We start from the raw sequence: 18611 nt of genomic DNA on the forward strand, positions 1-18611 counted from the left end.
AAATAATGCCGCCCCCTGCGGAATGCGTTGGAAGGCAACCTCATTCCTGCCCTAGGGGCACATGCTTCATGCACAGTTCTCAAACATGTTCTGGGGGCTGATATAAATTTGGTGGCTCGGCTTTGCCGAGCCCTTTTATGGGGAGGCCGGAGCTAAAGCTCCGGCCTCGCTATCTTTCCCATTAGATTAAGTGAGCGATCAGGGAACCGCATTCCACCTGCCGAGTTGCCGCAGGGCCTGCCCTGGTGTTGCTTTTCAGAACATTCCGCAGGACGGAGGAAGCCCCGCAGCGCGTAGCGCGCAGCGGGGCTTCCGACATGTCCGAGGACGTTCTGAAAAGCAACACCAGGGCAGGCCCGGACGAAAACAACCGACTACAGGTCGATGTGCGATTCCTTGATCGGGAACGGCTCGGCGAAGTGGCAGGCGCAGCAGTGGCCCGGAGCAACTTCCCTAAACTCGGGAAGCTTCTCGGAGCAGATGCCCTGCGCGATCGGGCAGCGCGTGTGGAAACGGCAGCCAGTCGGCGGATCCAGCGGTGACGGCGGATCGCCGGCGAGGATGATGCGCTTACGGGACTTTTGGATATCCGGATCGGGAACCGGCACGGCAGACAGCAGCGACTGCGTATACGGGTGGTGAGGCTCGCTATAGAGCGTCTTCCAGTCAGAGACCTCGACCACCTTACCCAGATACATAACGGCAACGCGATCGGAGATGTGCTGAACGACGGACAGGTCGTGAGCGATAAACAGATACGCCGTACCAAACTTGTCCTGCAGTTCCTTAAGCAGGTTCAGAACCTGGGCCTGAATGGACACATCCAGAGCGGATACCGGTTCGTCACAGATAATCAGCTTGGGCTTCAGCGCAAAAGCGCGGGCAATGCCGACACGCTGACGCTGGCCACCCGAGAACTCATGAGGATAGCGGTTGATGTGCTCGGGGTTCAGTCCGACAACGTCGAGAAGCTCGCGGACGCGCTCAATGCGCTCCTCCTTGGTTCCCACGCCGTGAATGGTCATGGGTTCGGAGACGATCTCGCCGATGGTCATGCGAGGATTCAGCGAGGCATAAGGATCCTGGAAGATAAACTGCATCTCGCGACGCATATCCTTGATCTCATGCTTGCTCATTTCGGCAACATCTTTACCCTGGAAGAACACCTTACCGGCGGTCGGCTTGGTCAGGCGCATGATGGTGCGACCCGTAGTGGACTTACCGCAACCAGACTCACCAACCAGACCAAAGGTCTCACCAGGATAAATCTCAAAAGAGATGTCGTTTACAGCAGAGACGACGCGCTTGGAAAAACGCTTGGCGAACATGCCGGACTCTGCGGGGAACTCCTTAGAGAGGTGCTCGACCTTCAGTAGCGGAGTGCGCTCGTTATTGTCTGCCATTTACGCCTCGCCTCCCTTCTTGGAATCCTTACGCGTGCGGGACGTCTCAGGGGCGTTCTTGAGGAACTCGGGGTCACCGGAATAATGGCACGCAGAATAGTGGCCGGACTCGGTGACAAAACGCTCGGGGCGCTGCTTGCGGCACTTATCGGTCGCATAGGGGCAACGAGGCGAGAACACGCAACCCTCGGGCAGGTTCATGAGCGAAGGCGGGTTGCCGTGAATCGGCGTAAGCGGCTTCTTCTCATCGATGGCCTGCTCCGGGATGGAGCGAATCAGGCCCCAGGTATAGGGGTGACGGCTCTCGTAGAAGATTTCCTCAGCAGTACCGAACTCGACGGGACGGCCGGCGTACATAACCATGATCTTGTCGGCCATATCGGCGACAACACCCAGGTCATGGGTAATCATGATGATGGCGTTACCGTTCTTCTCCTGCATTTCCTGCATAAGCTCAATAATCTGAGCCTGAATGGTAACGTCCAGGGCAGTCGTGGGCTCGTCGGCAATCAGAATATCGGGATCGCAGGCAAGGGCCATGGCAATCATGACGCGCTGACGCATACCACCAGAAAACTGGTGCGGATACTCATTGACGCGTTTCTCGGGCTCGGGAATGCCAACGAGGTCCAAAAGCTCGGTGGCGCGCTTGAGCGCCTCCTGCTTGGAGTAGCCACGGTGCAGACGAAGGCCCTCACCCACCTGCTTGCCGATCTTATAGACCGGGTTCAAGGAAGTCATAGGATCCTGGAAGATCATCGCGATATCGTTGCCACGAATGTGCTGCATCTCTTCCTCGGTCATCTCGAGGATAGAACGACCGCGATAGCGAACGTCACCGCCCTCAATCTTTCCCGGAGGCATCGAGATAAGACCCATGATGGTCATGGCGGTCACGGACTTACCGGAGCCGGACTCACCGACGACACCCAGGGTCTCGCCACGATCGAGCGTGTAGGACACACCATCGACAGCGCGAACGACGCCATCCTCGGTGTGGAAATACATCTTAAGGTCATCAACCTCGAGCAGATGCTGGCCCTCGGGAACCGGCTGGTCCTTCAGGTCCACATAGTTCTTGTTCTTCTTCATCCTTATGCGTCCTTCATCTTGACGTCGAGGGCGTCGCGCAGACCGTCACCCAGCAGGGTGAAGGCGAGCACCGTCGAGAGAATTGCCAGACCGGGCATGATCATCATCCAGGGAGCAGTCAGAAGATACTGCTGGCCGTCCTGAATCATGGAGCCCCACGAAGGCGTAGGCGGAATAACGCCCATGCCGAGGAAGGACAGAGCGGACTCGGTCAGAATGGCGCCACCAATGTTCATAGTCGCGTAGACCACGATGGAGGCAACGGAGTTCGGGAAGATGTGACGCACGACGATACGAGCATCAGATGCACCCATCGCGCGCGCAGCGTCAACATAGTCGTTTTCCTTGACCGTCAAGATCGCGGATCGGAAGACGCGCGCAATCGAAGGCCAGCCAAGAATACCGATGGCGATAAAGACGTTCTGAAGACCACGGCCGATAACGGCGATCATGGCGACAACGAACAGCACGTACGGGAATGCAAGGAAGATGTCCGCACAGCGCATGATGATCGTATCCCAGATGCCGCCGTAGAAACCGGCCAGAGCGCCCATGACCAGACCAATCACCGTGGAGATCGCAGTGGCCATAATGCCGACGGACAGCGAAACGCGTGCACCGTAGATAACGCGGACGAGAATGTCACGGCCAAGGGAGTCGGTGCCAAACGGGTGCTCTGCACACGGAGCCAGCAGCGACGTCTCGGCCATGGTGGTCGAATCGGAAGCCGTCGGCGAACCGAGCCAGGGCTTAGCCCACAGATCTGCGGTCAAGGCAACCACAACGACGATAATGATCCAGCAGACACCGATAACGGCGAGCTTGTTCTTACGAAGACGCTTAAAAGCGTCGCCCCACAGCGTGCGAGACTTGGCGGGAGCAGATGCGGCCATGGTGGCGGTAGCCTGCTCCTGAGACTGAGAATCAGTTTCCTGCATGAGACGTACCTCCCTTAGGCCTTATCCGACGGACCGCCAAGGCGGATGCGCGGGTCGAGGAATGCATAGCTAATGTCGACGAGCAGGTTGATCACCATGACGACGACGACGATGAGCGTAACGCCGCCCATAACGATGGGCCAGTCACGCATGCTAATGGCGCGATAGACCTCATAGCCGATACCGGGCCAGTTAAAAACCGTCTCGGTCAGGATGGCGCCCGAAAGCATGGCACCAAAGTCGACACCAATATAGGTAACGACGGGGATGAGTGCATTCTTAAGCGCATGCTTGATGATGATCGCGCGATTGGAGAGACCCTTGGCCTTTGCCGTACGGATGTAATCCTGGCTCATGACGTCAAGCAGCTGCGAGCGCATAATGCGGGCGGCATAAGCGGTCGAAACCGAAGCCAGCGTAATGGTCGGAAGCACATAGTGCATCCAATCCTGATACTGAGAACTGGAACCACCGGCACCCGAGATCGGCATGGAGAATGCACCACCCGTGGCGTCCTTGAGAATGACGCCAAAGAACAGCTGCAGCAACATACCGAGCCAGAAGGCCGGGACGGCAACGAGGATCGACGTGGTGAGCGTTACCAAAATATCCCAGAAGGAATAACGCTTTACCGCCGAAATGATACCCGCACCGATACCCATGATTGCCTCGAGTACGATGGCGCACGCGGCAAGTTTGACCGTATACGGATACTTCTGGGCAAAGATTTCCGTAACCGGCAGCTTGCGCTGATAGGAATTACCCAGATCGCCATGAAGCAGGCCGTTCATGTAATAGAAGTAACGGTCCACGAGCGACGTTTGAACGGGGTCGCCGTTCTCGTCAAGGATCGCGTTGCCGTCCTCGTCCGATTGGACCAGGTGATAGCGGACGCGAAGCTGAAGCTCCACCTCGGGGGACAGAGCCTTGTCTCCACCGATCAGCTTGATCGGGTCTCCCGGCACGATATTCTGGAGGGCGAACAGAATCAGCGTAACGCCCAAAAATACCGGGATGAACTGAAGCACACGTTTAACGATGTACTTACCCATACCACTCCCCTATCTAGGGATTAACCTAAATGGGATGCCGATCGCCAGACCGGCATCCCAAAATTACCATCAGCCAGTTTACCCCAGGTTAGGGGGAACTGTATGTTTCCCATGAGGTCTACGTAAAAACTTGACCCTCACCAAAGCTGCAAATCTTATGCGAGCTCAGCGGTACCCAGATCAGCATGCTTCTGCGGATCAACATAGAGGTGCTTGATGCGGTCGGAACCAGCGAGGGTGTGCGTGTAGAACATCAGCGGGATGACCGGGCAGTCAGCAGCGACGATTGCGTCGGCCTCCTGCATCTTAGCGACGCGCTCTTCGTCGTCAATCGTGGTACGGGCCTCGTCGACCTTGGCGTCGAACTCGGGGTTGTTGTAACCAGAACGGTTGTCGCCACCGAGGGAGTCGGAGTGGAACAGCGGATACAGGAAGTTGTCCATGATCGGGTAGTCGGCAATCCAGCCCAGACGACCGAACTGATAGTTGAGGTTCTGATACTGTTCGAGCAGGGCAGACCACTCGGGGGTATCGGAGACGGCGTTGACGCCCACCTTGGCGAGGTCGCCGATGATGGACTCCATGATCTCCTTGTGGCCACCGTCCTGGTTGTAGGACAGAGTCACGTTAATGCCACGGTCACCGTTGGCGTCGGCAGGAGCAACCTTGTCGAGGTACTCGTTAGCCTTGTCGACGTCATAGGCGCAGAACTCCCATGCGCCCTCCTTGTAGCCATCGATACCCGGAGGAACAATGCCGTCAGCGGGGGTGCGGGTACCCTTGAAGATGGTCTTGCAGATGGCCTCGCGGTTGATGGCCAGGGAGATGCCCCTGCGCAGATCGGCGTTGTTGAACGGCTCGGCCGTGGTGTTGCAAGTCAGATAGTAGGTGGAAGGCTCGGCACCGAGCAGCATGCGCTCGCCGTCGCTCATGGTGTAGCCATCCTTGGACTCGCCGCGATCCTTCTTGGCGGCGTCGATCTGAGCAACGGGAACGTCGCAGATGTCAAGGTTACCGGCCTGGAACTCCTTGTAAGCGGTCTCCACGTCCTTGATGACCTGGAAGTGGATGCCATCGATTTTGGCCTTGTCGCCATAGTAATCGTCGAACTTCTTGAGGTTGATCTCCTGACCATCCTCCCACTTGCCGTCCATCATGAACGGGCCGTTACCGATCGGGGCAAGGTAGAAGCTCTTGACATCGGACTCGGCGCACTCGGGAACCGGGGACAGAGCCGGATGAGAGGCGACGAAGGGGAAGTCGGCGTAAGCGGAAGTCAGCTTGACGACGAGGGTCTCATCGTCAGGGCAGGTAACACCGCTGAGCTCAGTAGTGTTACCGGCAAGCAGATCGTCATAGCCCTCGACCATGGAAAGGTGATAGGAGACCTCGGAAGGACCATACTCTTTAGCGACAGCGGACTTGGTGCTGACCAGACGCTCCCAACCGAGCTTAAAGGACTTGGAGGTAACGTCATCACCGTTGTGGAACTTGGCCTTCTTGATCTTGAAGGTAAACTCGGTGGCGTCGTCGTTGGCCTCGAAGGACTCGCAAGCCAGCGGAACGATCTCGCCCTTCTCGGCGTCATAAGAGGTCAGAGCGTCAAAGAGCTGGTACTCGACCTGAGTGCCCTGGTCCTCCTGGACATTGTAGGGGTCGATGCAGACCGGGTTATTGATGTAGAAGTTCAGCGTCGAACCGGACTCAGAACCGGAAGCGTCGCCGCCCTTCTTGCCGCATGCGGCAAGAAAAGCCATGGAGCTCGCAGCAAGGGTACCGCCGACAAAGGCGCGACGACCCATAACGGGCTGGTGGAACATAGAATCAGCCATGCCATCCTCCTTATGAGATAGGACAAAGAAATGTTCAGTCGGACATATGTCGAGACAATCCGATCCGAACTATCGAAACGCCGCCCGTTGCTATGGCTGGTTATGCACAACAGGCCAACGTTTTCAATACAGTAGCGCATTTTATGCACGGTTTGGGGCTAATTCCGGTTAACGGTCGAGAATTTCTTTAGTTGGGCGCAGTATGTGGTGATATTCTGACTCTGTTACAAATATGTAAACAAAAAGGGTCCCGCACTTGCGGAACCCTTTTCAATTATTTTATGCGGCTCGTGCTTAGTAGCCCACGATGCCCTGCGGGAAGAAGAACATGCACAGCACGACGCACACGGCAAACACGACAGCCATGATGACGGTCAGGCGGTCAAGGTTCTGCTCCATAACGCCCGTGGCAGAGCTGGAGTTATACAGCGAGCTGGCGATCATATCCGAAACGCCGGTGCCCTTACCGGAATGCATCAGGACGAGAATCGTCAGCGCCACGGCAGAGACAGCCCAAACTACAAACAGCAGAATCTGAAACGGACCCATAGAGAAGCTCCTTAATAGAACAATTCAAACTCCAGTACTGTACCACAACCCCCGACACTCCCCACCTGCCATTTGGGGACGAGGTAGAAATGGCAAAAATACCAAAAAAGGGGGTTGCCCGAATATGGTCAACCCCCTTGCAAAGAAACGCTTGGCGTTTTCTCTTAGGCCTCGGTAGCGAGCACGCGGCCCGTCATCTCGGCGGAAGGCTCCAGACCAGCCATGGTGAGCATAGTCGGGGCGATATCGGAAAGTCGACCGTCCTCGATACCGGTGAGCTGTGCCTTCTCATCAACGATGATGAACGGCACGCGGTTGGTGGTGTGAGCCGTAAACGGATGCTTGGAACCGTCGGAAGCAACGTCAAACATGTGATCGGCGTTGCCGTGGTCGGCGGTAATCAGCGCAAAGCCGCCCTTAGCGAGAATCGCCGGGACAACCTTGGACAGGGCATCGTCAACAGCCTCGACGGCCTTAACGGCCGCGTCGAAGACACCGGTGTGACCAACCATGTCGCAGTTCGCGAAGTTCACGATGTAGAAATCAGCGCGGTCCTCGTTGATGGCAGCGACGAGCTTCTCGGTAACCTCGGGAGCGCTCATCTCGGGCTGCAAATCGTAGGTAGCAACCTTGGGGGAAGCGACGAGCACGCGCTCCTCGCCCTCCTTGGGCTCCTCGATGCCGCCGTTAAGGAAGAACGTCACGTGGGCGTACTTCTCGGTCTCGGCGGTGTGCAGCTGCTTCAGGCCATTGGCTGCGATTACGTCGGCCAGAACGTTCTCGGGGAACGTCTTGGGGAAGGCGACCTCGACGTCAAACGTCGGATCGTATTCGGTCATCGTCACAAAGTGCGAGAGCTTGATCTGCTCGCGCTCAAAGCCGTCGAACTCCTTGTCCGTGAACACGCGGGTCATCTGACGAGCGCGGTCGGGACGGAAGTTGAAGAAGATGGCCGCGTCGCCCTCGTGGATGCCCTCGTTGTGGGCAGCGAACGGCTCAACGAACTCATCGCCGCGCGGATCCTTCTCGTAGTAGGCCTTGATACCGGCAACGGGGTCGGTATCGGCATCGGACGCATTGACCATGACGTCGTAGGCGCGCTCGATGCGCTCCCAACGGTTGTCGCGGTCCATGGCCCAATAACGGCCCGAGACGGTAGCAACGCGAGCGTCGCAACCAGTCTCCTCGGAGATCTTGGCCAGGAAGGCGCAGAACTCGCTCATGTAGCCGGCACCGGACTGCGGATCGACGTCGCGGCCATCCATAAAGGCGTGAACGCGAACGGTCTTGATGCCATACTGGGCAGCCATCTTGACCAGGGCCTCGACATGGCTCATGTGAGAATGAACACCGCCGGGGCTCATGAGGCCCATGAGGTGCAGGGTCTTGCCCTCGGCCTTGACGTCATCCATAGCCCTGACGAAAACCTCGTTCTTGGCGATGGAGCCGTCCTTGATGGCGTTATTGATGCGCGAAAGCTCCTGAAACACGATGCGGCCGGCACCGATGTTGAGGTGACCCACCTCGGAGTTGCCCATCTGGCCGTCGGGAAGGCCCACGTCCTCGCCCGAAGCACCGAGCGTGGTGTGAGGATACTTCTCATACAGGCTATCGAGGAAGGGCGTCTTGGCGGCAGCGACGGCGTTCTCGCCGTCGGCCGGAGCCAAGCCGCAGCCATCCATGATGATTAGGAGTGCAGGAAGATGACGCTGTGCCATATGCCCTACTCGCCTGCCTTGACGACCATAGAGGCGAAGTCGGCAGCCTTGAGCGAAGCGCCGCCCACGAGGGCGCCGTCAACGTCGGGCTTGGCAACAAGCTCGGCGATGTTGGCGGGCTTGGCGGAGCCACCATAAAGAACGCGGATGCCGTTGGCGAGCTCCTCGCCGAACATCTCCTTGAGGGTCTCACGGATAGCGCCGCAGACCTCCTGAGCGTCCTCGGCGGTAGCGGTCTTGCCGGTGCCGATGGCCCAGATGGGCTCGTAGGCGACGACGACCTGCTTGGGGCAGGTGATCTCAAGACCCTCGAGACCAGCCTTGACCTGGTTCACGACATGCTCGACATAGGTGCCGGCCTCGCGAACCTCAAGGGACTCACCGCAGCAGAAGACGGGAACAAGACCGGCGGCAACGAGAGCCTTAGCCTTCTTGTTCTGGTCCTCATCGGTCTCGTGGAAGTAGTCACGACGCTCGGAGTGGCCGATGATGCAGTAGGTGCAGCCAGCGGACTTGAGCATGTCGCAAGAGGACTCACCGGTGAAGGCACCCTTGGCCTCCCAGTACACGTTCTGTGCACCGAGGGCGATGGGGGCAGCCTGAATGCGGTCATGAACCGTAGTAATGTCGATGGTCGGAGGGCAGACGAGCACCTCGACGCCAGCCGGAACCTCGGGCAGAGCCTGGGCCAGCTCGTCGGCGAGCTTGGCAGCCTCGGCGACGTCGTTGTTCATCTTCCAGTTACCAGCGATAAGAAGGGTGCGATTAGGCATCGAGAAGCGCCTCCACTCCGGGCAGGGCCTTACCCTCGACGAGCTCCATGGAAGCGCCACCGCCGGTGGAGATCCAGCTCATCTTGTCGGCCAGGTTAAACTTGTTGACGGCTGCGACGGAATCGCCACCACCGATGATCGAGGTGCAATCAGCCTCGGCGACGGCCTCGGCGATAGCCTGGGTGCCGTGAGCGAAGTTGTCGAACTCAAAGACGCCCATGGGGCCATTCCAGAATACGGTCTTGGCGCCCTTGACGGCCTCGGCGTAGAGCTCCTCGGTCTTGGGGCCGATGTCCATGCCCTCACGGTCGTCGGGGATAGCGTCGGAAGCGACAACCTCGGGGACAGCGTCCTCGCCAAAGTGGTCGGCAACACGGTTGTCGATGGGGAGCAGGATCTTGACGCCCTTCTCCTCGGCCTTCTTGAGCATCTCGCCAGCGCGCTCGACCCAGTCCTCTTCCTTGAGGGACTGACCGACGGTCATGCCCTGAGCCAGGAAGAAGGTATAGGCCATGCCGCCACCGATAATCAGGGTGTCGGCGGAGTCGATGAGGTGATCGAGAACGCCGATCTTGGAGGAAACCTTGGAACCGCCGACGATGGCGACGAAGGGGCGCTCGGGCTCGGCGAAGATACCGGTCAGCGTGTCGACCTCCTTCTCCAGAAGGAAGCCAGCGACTGCGGGCAGGTAAGCGGCGGGACCCACGACGGAACCCTGGGCGCGGTGAGCGGTGCCGAAGGCGTCGAGGACGAAGACGTCGCCATAGGAAGCGAGGGTCTTGGCGATCTCGGGATCGTTCTTCTTCTCACGCTTGTCAAAACGGACGTTCTCGAGAACGAGGACCTTGCCCGGCTCGACGGCGGCGACGGCCTCGGCGGCCTTCTCGCCATAAGTGTCGGCGACAAAAGCAACATCGAGACCAGAGAGCTCGGCGAGCTTCTTGGCGACGGGCTCGAGGGAAAGCTCGGGCTGGAAGCCGGTGCCCTCAGGACGGCCAAGGTGGCTCATGAGGATAACGCGAGCATTGTGCTCAACGAGATAGTTGATGGTGGGCAGGGCAGCCTTGATACGGGTGGTGTCGCCAACGACGCCATCCTTGATAGGCACGTTGAAGTCAACGCGGACGAGAACGCGCTTGCCGTCGACATCGATGTCGCGGACGGTCTTCTTGGTAAAGGCCATGTTTGCTTCTACCTTTCGTACGTGTCTGCCTCCCATTACGGCAGACGATTTCTTATAAAAAGGGCGCGACCTTAGGGTGTAAGCCCTATAAGGCCGCGCCCTTTTTTAGACGCTCAACGAGCTATTCGCTAAAAGCCAAATTAAGCAACGAACTTCTCGAAGTACTTGATGGTGCGGACCATCTGAGAGGTGTAGGAGTTCTCGTTGTCGTACCAAGAGGTAACCTGAACGAGGGTCTGGCCGTTGCCGAGGTCAGAGCACATGGTCTGAGTGGCGTCGAAGATGGAGCCATGGGTCTCGCCGATGATATCGGTGGAGACGATGTCGTCCTCGTTGTAAGCGAAGGTCTCGGAGATGGTGGCAGCGTAGGCCTTCATAGCGGCGTTGACCTCGTCGGCGGTAACCTTCTTGTCAACGACAGCGTAGAGGTTGGTGAGGGAGCCGGTCGGCGTCGGGACGCGCTGGGCGGCACCAATGAGCTTACCGTTGAGCTCGGGGAGAACCAGGCCGATAGCCTTGGCAGCACCGGTGGTGTTGGGGACGATGTTGACGGCGCAGGCGCGGCTACGACGCTTGTTGCCCTTGCGCTGCGGGCCGTCGAGCGGCATCTGGTCGCCAGTCCAGGCGTGAATGGTGGTCATGATGCCGGACACGATGGGAGCGAAGTCGTTCAGACCCTTGGCCATCGGGGCGAGGCAGTTGGTGGTGCAGGAAGCAGCGGAGATGATGTTGTCCTCAGCGGTCAGCGTCTCATGGTTGACGTTGTACACGATGGTGGGCAGATCGCTGCCGGCCGGAGCGGAGATGACGACCTTCTTGGCACCAGCGTTGATGTGGGCCTGAGCCTTAGCCTTGCTGGTGTAGAAGCCAGTGCACTCGAGAACGACGTCGACGTCGAGGTCGCCCCAAGGCAGGTTGTTGGCGTCGGCCTCCTTGTAGATCTTGATCTCCTTGCCGTCAACGGTGATGGAATCCTCGCCAGCGACGACCTCGTGATCGCGAGCATAGTTGCCCTGCGTGGAGTCGTACTTCAGCAGGTAAGCGAGCATATCGGGAGAGGTGAGGTCGTTGATAGCGACGATCTCGGAGCCCTCATGACCGAACATCTGACGGAAGGCCAGACGACCGATGCGACCGAAGCCGTTAATAGCAACCTTTACTGCCATTGTGTCTCCTTTCGTAAGGCCCCCGCAAGCTACAGCGCCCGCCGTTGAGGCCCACAAACTAACCACTCGCCTAATATACCTTTTTTTTGACTTGAATTTCACGAGAATGCTCGAAATTGAAAATCAAATTTGCTTTAAAACGTTTTAAAGCATAAAACAGCAGTTCAAGTACTATATAAACTGCCGCTTTAAACTACCTGTTCGCTTCAATGAGCTTTTCAAGACGCAAAACACGGTGATATAGGGCCGACTTTGACAAAGGAGGGTCGGCCATCTCCCCCAAATCTCGCAGTGAGAGATCGGGATAGCGCTCACGTAAGTCACAAAAGGCCGCCAAGGCATCCGGGAGCACATCGCGCATGCCGCGTCGCTCAAGCTCCTCGATAAGCGCGAGCTGATGTTGGGCAGCGCCGGCGCTTCTCGTCTGGTTGGCCAGCTCAGCATTCACGCGACGATTTACGTCGTTTTTCACCAACTTGACCGCACGGGCTTCCTCGATTTCGGCAACGCTGCGCTTGGCACCAATCAATTTGAGCAAATGCTCAATCTCCTCGGCGCTCTTGATGTACACGGCATATGATCCTCGCCGGGCGTTGACGCGTGCATGAACCCCGACCTGCTCCAACAGGTCGCAAAGCCCCTTGGCGTATTGTTCGCCCTGCACCGCAATCTCCAGGTGAAAATCGCCACGCGGGTCTGCCACAAAGCCGCCGGCAATCAAAGCGCCGCGAATGTAGGCGAGCCTGCAGCAGGGCCGGGCGACGATATGGCGCGGCACACCGGCGACGAGCCCTCCCCTGCGGTCGAGAATGCCCAGCAGAACCAAAGCCTTATCGAGGTCGGGCTGGTCGGGCAAGGTGATGAGATAGTTTCGCACCTTATGCAAGACCGACTTGCGAACGGTAAACTCCGTTTTGAGCTTGAGGATGCGGTGCGTCAGCGTAATCATCGTGCGTGCAACGGCACCCGTCTCGGTCGCAACCGTCAAACGGTACCGACCAGAGCCCGCCAGCGAAAGCGTGCCACTCACACGTGTAAGAGCGGCAAGTGTCGACAGATCGCAATATTCACATTCGGGTTCGCAGCGCGCAAGCTCGTCACGCACCTCGGCGGTAAACGACATTCAAACCTATGCTTTCGTGTTGGCACGCGACAAGTCGCGGTGAGAAATGCTCACGTGATACTGAGCACCTTCCAGGTATCGGGCCGTAGCCTCTGCAATGGCAACGCTGCGGTGCTGGCCGCCCGTACAGCCGATGGCAATGGAAAGCTGCGGCTTGCCCTCCGCGATATAACCCGGCATGACCGTATCGAGCAACTGCGTCCAAACCTTCCAGAACTCCTGCGTCTTGGGATGGTCCAGGACAAAGTCGGAGACCTTCTTATCGAGGCCGGTCAACGTGCGCATCTCGGGGTCGTAGAATGGATTAGGCAGGAAGCGAACATCGATCATGATGTCTGCCTCGACGGGCATACCATGCTTAAAGCCAAATGAGAAGACGTGGACGTCCATGAGCTGCTGGTCGGACAGCTCTGAAAAAGCCGCACGCAGCTTATTGCGTAAAGCAGAGGTACGAAGGCGGCTCGTATCGATGATCATATCGGCTCGGTCGCGCACGCCCTGGAGTTGTAAACGCTCGCGCTGGATGGCGTCGGCCGTGGTCTCCCCCGGCTTCGCAATGGGATGGCGGCGGCGGTTTTCGCTGTAGCGGCGAATCAGCACCTCATCAGATGCATCGAGAAACACAATGTCACAGCTCATCTCGCGATCTTCCAAGGCGGCAACGGCGTCAAGCAGCTCATCAAACAGACCTTGGCTGCGAAGGTCACAGGTAACAGCAAGATGTCTACCCACACCCGTATTGATGCCAACAAGCTCTGCGAGCTGCGCAATCAGGCGCGGAGGCAGGTTGTCGATACAAAAATAGCCCATGTCCTCAAACACATGCATGGCTTGCGTTCGGCCCGATCCGGACATTCCGGTGATGATGACGATATCGGGAATGCGCTCCGTGCGCTCCGCCGCATCCATGGCATCTCCCTTTTGCATGTGCTGCCTCCTAAAAAAGCGCAGGACCCGGCCAGCGGATCCCGCACGATCAATTGCCTTAGTTGAGTATACCGCCCCAAGCGGATACGGGGCCCGTCTTACGCCTCAAGCGCAGCCTTGAACCAACTCGTAATACTTGTGGGGTGCGTAATGGCAGTGCCAACGACAACGGCCCAGGCGCCGGCGTCAATCGCGGCGCGAGCCTCCTCGGGCGTATGCACACGACCCTCGCAAATAATGGGAAGACCGGGGAACTCCTCGGTTGCCTGGCGCAAAAGCGGCAGGTCGGGGCCGTCTGCCATGGTGCAATCGATGGCGGCGACGCCATGCGAAAGCGTAGTGGAAACCAAATCGAAGCCCATGTCGACCGCGCGGCGGATATCCTCGATCGTGGCGCAGTCTGCCATCAGAAGCACGCCCTCCTCGTGCAGCGGACGAAAAGTGTCCTCGAGCGACTTGCCATCGGGGCGCGGACGATCGGTGGCGTCAATCGCCACGATGTCAGCACCGGCAGCAACGCAGGCGCGGGCGTGACGCAGCGTCGGCGTGATGTAAACGCCCTCGTGTCCATCCTTCCACAGGCCGATAACAGGAACCTCACAACGACCCTTAATGGCAGCAATGTCGGCAAGGCCCTGGCAACGAATGGCGGCGGCGCCTCCGAGTTCGCAAGCGTGAGACATTTGAGCCATGGTCTCGGGCGTACGAAGCGGCTCGCCCATATACGCCTGAACGCTCACGATGAGCTTACCCTTCAGGGATTGAATTAAAGGATCGACGGTCATAAGGCTATAACCTTTCTCAGAACAGCCTCCCGAGGCGTGTCGTCTCGGGAGGCTCCTACAGCAGATACGTTTACTTTAACGAGGCAAGAAGATGCTCGGCGGCACCGATAAGCGGTGCGTCGCCCTCCAGAGAACCGATGAGGATCGGCGTGTCCTGAAGCGGATCGAGCGCCTGGCTGGCATAGCCCTCGTGTACCGAATCCTTCCACGTCTGCGAACGCCAATCGGGTCCCTGGTGAATTACGCCACCCGAAAGCACGATGACCTCTGGATCCAGAATGTTGGCGAGCGAGCCCAAGCTAGCGCCCAATGCAAAGCCGGCATCGTGGATGACCTCGGTCGCCTTTGCGTCACCCGCGCGGCACAGGTCGTTCACGTCGCGGCCAACCGAGGGACGGCTGGGGTCAACGCGACCGAAGCGCTCGTCGTACATGCGCCCAATCGACGTACCCGAAGCCACCGACTCCAGATGGCCGGAACGCCCGCAGGCGCAGGGAATGCCGGCGGCAGCCGAGCACTCGATGTGGCCCATATGGCCGGCAGCACCATGGAAGCCCTGCATCACGCGGCCGTTCTCAACATATGCGCCTCCGATACCCGTACCGATGCCCAGACACAAGACGGAGAACTTGCCCTTGCCGACGCCCCAATGGGCCTCACCCAGAGCATGAGCCTGCACGTCGCCTACAACGGCAACGGGAAGACCGAGGTCCTCGCGCAGACGCGGCCCCAACTGAACGCCGGACCAGCCGGGCATGATCTCGTTGGCATACGCGATGGCGCCCGTCTTGGGATCGACGACGCCAGCGGCACCGATACCGACGCCAAGGACCTCGACATCGGGATTCGCCTCGAGAGCGGCCTTGATGGACGCCTCGATACGCTGGAAGACGGCCTCACCGCCCTCTTGGGCCTCGGTGGGAACCTCAGCCTCAAATACGGGATGGGGCACGCCGCCATCAGCCGGATATTCCATAATGGCGGTCGCAATCTTGGTGCCACCGATATCAACGGAGCAGATGTACTTGTTCTCCATGTCGCTCTCCTTAGGAGATAAAAACAACTACAGGAAATAAAGGCGGTGTTATCGCCGCAGCTTGCTAAAGGCTTCCCGAGTGCCCGGGGTTGGGGTGAAAGCGGTCGGGCATTGACCTAATGGGTCACGCTCGATCGCTTGAGCCCCAAGATCGGGTGCCCGGGAAAGCTTTACAGGAGACCGTTGTCCTGGAGGACCTTCCTAATCGCCTCGACGTTCTCGCCGGTCATGGCCTTCACCGGGCGCGGCATGGTCGGGCTGTCGAAAATGCCCATGAGGTTCATAGCGGTCTTGAAGGCGCCAACGCCACCGGCATAGCCCTGGACGCCCGAGGTGACGTCCCAGATGTGCGAAATCTCATTGAGGCGATCCTGCTCGGCTTTGACGGTAGCCCAGTCACCAGCCTGAGCGGCCTTCCACTGACGCACGTAGCCCTCGGGCTCAACGTTGGCGAGACCCGGGACAGAGCCGTCGGCGCCACCAAGGTAGGCACCGTCGACGACGACCTCATGGCCGGTGAGAATGCTCATCGGATGGCCGTTCTTCTCGTTCTCCTGAACGAGGTAGCGGAACGAGACGTCGTCACCCGAGGAATCCTTGACGCCAGCAAGGACGCCCTCGGCGCCGAGCTTTGCAAGGAGCTTCCAGGGGAGCTTGGTGTGAACGCACACGGGAATGTCATAGGCAAAGATGGGCAGGTCGAGCTCCTCGTGCAGGATGCGGAAATGCTCCTCGACCTCGGTCATGCCCTGCAGGGCATAGAACGGGCAGGTGGCGACGAGCGCATCGGCGCCCAGCTCCTGAGCAACCTTACCGTGCTCAATCATGCGCTCGGTCTCGGTATCGATGATGCCGACCAGAACAGGAACGCGGTGGTCGACGATTCGAACGGCCTCGGCGATGATCTGTCGACGACGCTCGTCGGTGGAGAAAACGACCTCACCCGAAGAGCCCAGGAAGAACAGGCCATCGACGCCGGCGTCGATCATGCGGTTGATGCTGCGCTCAAAGGAGGCAACGTCGAGCTGGTGATCTTCGGTATCGGGAACAACGACGGGAGGAATAACGCCGGTGAATTTCTGAGTTGCCACAAGAATCTCCTTAGTTGTCTGGCGGGTGGCCCTATGCCGCCCACTCTTGTTGGCAGTGTCCAGGCCGTCTAGGCCAAAGAACACAGGTAGAACGCTTGGTTAAAGAAGTCGACGACTTCGTTTTCGAACGCATTGATGCGTTCGTGAGCATATTTGGCATAGATAATATGCCTCCGGTCACACTCAAGACCGTTGAATACGGCAAACTGGCCCTTGGGATCGCTCACGGCATCCATGAGCGATGTACCCATAAGTACCGATCCGCGCACCCGAGACGACAGCGCTTCGAGGCCGCCGGGAAGCGGATTGGCAACCGCCGTGCAGGCAAGGCCCCGCTCGTCCAGAGCAGAAACCGCCAGCGCGACTCCACCGCCAAGGCCCTCGCCCCATGCAAAGATGCGGTCGGGGTCCATGCCGTCAAGATTGCGCGCGACCTTTGCCATTGCACAGCCCCAGCGGACGCGTTCAACAAAAACGGGCGAGGTAACCCCCTGCTTCAGCTCGCTGAGCCCAATCACATCGTCGTCCAGCGCAAGCACGGCATATCCCATGGCGGCAAACCTCGTCATGTGATGCCATCCACGTACGGGTCGGTCGATGTCGTGAAACATCAGGCATAGCGGCACAAGCTCGGATGCCCGGGCGCAACCTGAGGGCTCAATCAAACGGCCGTGTACGACTTCCCCGGCAAGTTCAAAGGAAACCTCGGAGTAGCACGCGCACGGATTGGCGAAATCAATCGCCGTGACAGTCAGTCCGCAAACCTCAAGGTCCGAAGCGGCTGCCTCCAACTCGGAAACATCCGCCAAGGCATCGCCGCGACAATCACGGAAATCGGAGAGCCTTGACGAAACCGTCCCAGAGATCCCCGCAAGCTCGGGGTCAATCAGCTCATTGACATTGCTCTCGCACTTAGACATGAGCCTCCCCTTCCTTGCAGAAAAACGGAATGATCAGATCGTCAAAATCCTGAATCTCCTCGTGGCCAAAACCCTCAAAGAACTCATGGCGCTTCTCGCAGGTCAGGTTGTTGTAGACCGCAAACTGCGTCGCCGGTGGACAGACGATATCAGCCGTTCCCGTGCCAAACAGCACGGGGCATTTGACCATGGGGGCAAAGTTCTTGGAATCGAAATACGCCAGCTTGGCATAGGCTTCGTCAATACGAGTCGAGTCCTCGTCAAACCAGCGAGACCAATAGCGCAGGCCCTCGTAGGCAATGTCGTCGGCATCCAAATCCCAGACCAGGCGGAAATCCGACAGGAAAGGATAGAGGATGGCGGCACGATTGATAAGCTCGCTGTTAAGCGCGCAGGTCGCAATGCCCAAGCCACCGCCCTGCGAAGCACCGTTCACAAAAACACGGGCAAGATCGATGCCCTCGAGCTCGCGAACAATGCGGCACAGAATGCGGATATCCTGATGCAAGCGTACGTAGTAGAGATTGGCCGGGTCGCCGTCGATACCGGCAACGATATGCCCGGCAACCGTTGTGCCTTCAAATCCACCAATATCCTCGGAGGGGCCACCCTGACCGGGGCAGTCGAGGGCGACAAGTGCCATGCCCATACCCGCAAACGACGCCTGCTCGAACCAGCTGCGGCTTGCGCCCGGATAGCCGTGGAACTGTAGCACCAGCGGCACGGACTCGTCCGAAACCGGCTTGAGATACTTGGCATGCAGGCGGGCGCCACACATGCCGGTATACCAGAGGTCAAAAAACTGGCAGGTCGCGGCATCGGCAATCGATGCCGCCTCGACCGAATAGTCGATCTCGACGGCGTCAGCCTCGGCCATGCGGTCGTTCCAAAAGAGATCGAAATCTGATGGACGAGGCATGGCGCCCCGATAACCACCAAATTGCTGTTGTAGCTCCTGAGCGCTTGGCATGGCTCGTGAACCCAACCTTTCGAAATCGCAACGAGGGTGCGCCCGGCAAGGGA

17 protein-coding genes are annotated in these 18611 nt (G+C 58.6%); all 17 read right to left on the minus strand.

The window, feature by feature from the left end; translation table 11 throughout:
- Positions 1 to 374 precede the first annotated feature (374 nt).
- Positions 375 to 1403, minus strand: a complete 1029-nt coding sequence (locus ACTQV3_RS04465; RefSeq protein WP_154517434.1) for an ABC transporter ATP-binding protein — start codon at positions 1401 to 1403, stop codon at positions 375 to 377.
- Positions 1404 to 2495 carry an ABC transporter ATP-binding protein gene (locus tag ACTQV3_RS04470; RefSeq protein WP_154517437.1) on the minus strand — a complete coding sequence of 364 codons (1092 nt, stop codon included), beginning with the start codon at positions 2493 to 2495 and terminating at the stop codon, positions 1404 to 1406.
- A gap of 2 nt (positions 2496 to 2497) precedes the next feature.
- On the minus strand, positions 2498 to 3388 hold the full coding sequence (locus ACTQV3_RS04475; protein WP_370450642.1) for an ABC transporter permease: 891 nt from the start codon (positions 3386 to 3388) through the stop codon (positions 2498 to 2500).
- Between the two features lie 59 nt (positions 3389 to 3447).
- Complete coding sequence (locus ACTQV3_RS04480; protein ID WP_441068957.1) at positions 3448 to 4485, minus strand: ABC transporter permease; 1038 nt, start codon at positions 4483 to 4485, stop codon at positions 3448 to 3450.
- A gap of 155 nt (positions 4486 to 4640) precedes the next feature.
- Positions 4641 to 6317 carry a peptide ABC transporter substrate-binding protein gene (locus ACTQV3_RS04485; protein WP_441068955.1) on the minus strand — a complete coding sequence of 559 codons (1677 nt, stop codon included), beginning with the start codon at positions 6315 to 6317 and terminating at the stop codon, positions 4641 to 4643.
- Between the two features lie 294 nt (positions 6318 to 6611).
- Positions 6612 to 6866, minus strand: a complete 255-nt coding sequence (secG, locus tag ACTQV3_RS04490) for a preprotein translocase subunit SecG (protein ID WP_006236144.1) — start codon at positions 6864 to 6866, stop codon at positions 6612 to 6614.
- A 164-nt stretch (positions 6867 to 7030) separates the two neighbouring features.
- Positions 7031 to 8584 (minus strand): 2,3-bisphosphoglycerate-independent phosphoglycerate mutase, encoded by a 1554-nt coding sequence (gene gpmI, locus ACTQV3_RS04495; protein ID WP_441068953.1) that lies wholly within the window; start codon positions 8582 to 8584, stop codon positions 7031 to 7033.
- Between the two features lie 5 nt (positions 8585 to 8589).
- Complete coding sequence (gene tpiA / locus ACTQV3_RS04500; protein ID WP_154517452.1) at positions 8590 to 9357, minus strand: triose-phosphate isomerase; 768 nt, start codon at positions 9355 to 9357, stop codon at positions 8590 to 8592.
- Positions 9350 to 10540, minus strand: coding sequence for a phosphoglycerate kinase (locus ACTQV3_RS04505; RefSeq protein ID WP_304212190.1), 1191 nt, complete (start codon positions 10538 to 10540; stop codon positions 9350 to 9352). Before ACTQV3_RS04505 ends, tpiA begins: the two co-directional genes overlap by 8 nt.
- A 140-nt stretch (positions 10541 to 10680) precedes the next feature.
- Positions 10681 to 11706, minus strand: coding sequence for a type I glyceraldehyde-3-phosphate dehydrogenase (gap, locus tag ACTQV3_RS04510; RefSeq protein ID WP_154517458.1), 1026 nt, complete (start codon positions 11704 to 11706; stop codon positions 10681 to 10683).
- A gap of 193 nt (positions 11707 to 11899) precedes the next feature.
- Positions 11900 to 12829, minus strand: a complete 930-nt coding sequence (whiA, locus tag ACTQV3_RS04515; protein ID WP_154517461.1) for a DNA-binding protein WhiA — start codon at positions 12827 to 12829, stop codon at positions 11900 to 11902.
- 6 nt (positions 12830 to 12835) lie between these two features.
- Positions 12836 to 13756, minus strand: coding sequence for an RNase adapter RapZ (gene rapZ, locus ACTQV3_RS04520; protein ID WP_441055286.1), 921 nt, complete (start codon positions 13754 to 13756; stop codon positions 12836 to 12838).
- 98 nt (positions 13757 to 13854) lie between these two features.
- The gene (locus tag ACTQV3_RS04525) at positions 13855 to 14541 is read right to left on the minus strand and encodes an N-acetylmannosamine-6-phosphate 2-epimerase (protein ID WP_441068951.1); all 687 of its coding nucleotides are present in this window, start codon (positions 14539 to 14541) and stop codon (positions 13855 to 13857) included.
- A gap of 70 nt (positions 14542 to 14611) precedes the next feature.
- Positions 14612 to 15577 (minus strand): ROK family protein, encoded by a 966-nt coding sequence (locus ACTQV3_RS04530; protein WP_427728775.1) that lies wholly within the window; start codon positions 15575 to 15577, stop codon positions 14612 to 14614.
- A 170-nt stretch (positions 15578 to 15747) separates the two neighbouring features.
- Positions 15748 to 16668, minus strand: a complete 921-nt coding sequence (locus ACTQV3_RS04535; protein ID WP_427718650.1) for a dihydrodipicolinate synthase family protein — start codon at positions 16666 to 16668, stop codon at positions 15748 to 15750.
- 68 nt (positions 16669 to 16736) lie between these two features.
- Positions 16737 to 17588, minus strand: coding sequence for an acetylxylan esterase (locus ACTQV3_RS04540; RefSeq protein ID WP_441068949.1), 852 nt, complete (start codon positions 17586 to 17588; stop codon positions 16737 to 16739).
- Positions 17581 to 18558, minus strand: a complete 978-nt coding sequence (locus tag ACTQV3_RS04545; protein WP_427728772.1) for an acetylxylan esterase — start codon at positions 18556 to 18558, stop codon at positions 17581 to 17583. Before ACTQV3_RS04545 ends, ACTQV3_RS04540 begins: the two co-directional genes overlap by 8 nt.
- Between the last annotated feature and the right edge of the window lie 53 nt (positions 18559 to 18611).

It is taken from the genome of Collinsella sp. LCP19S3_A7, assembly GCF_052121995.1.
GTDB lineage: Bacteria > Actinomycetota > Coriobacteriia > Coriobacteriales > Coriobacteriaceae > Collinsella.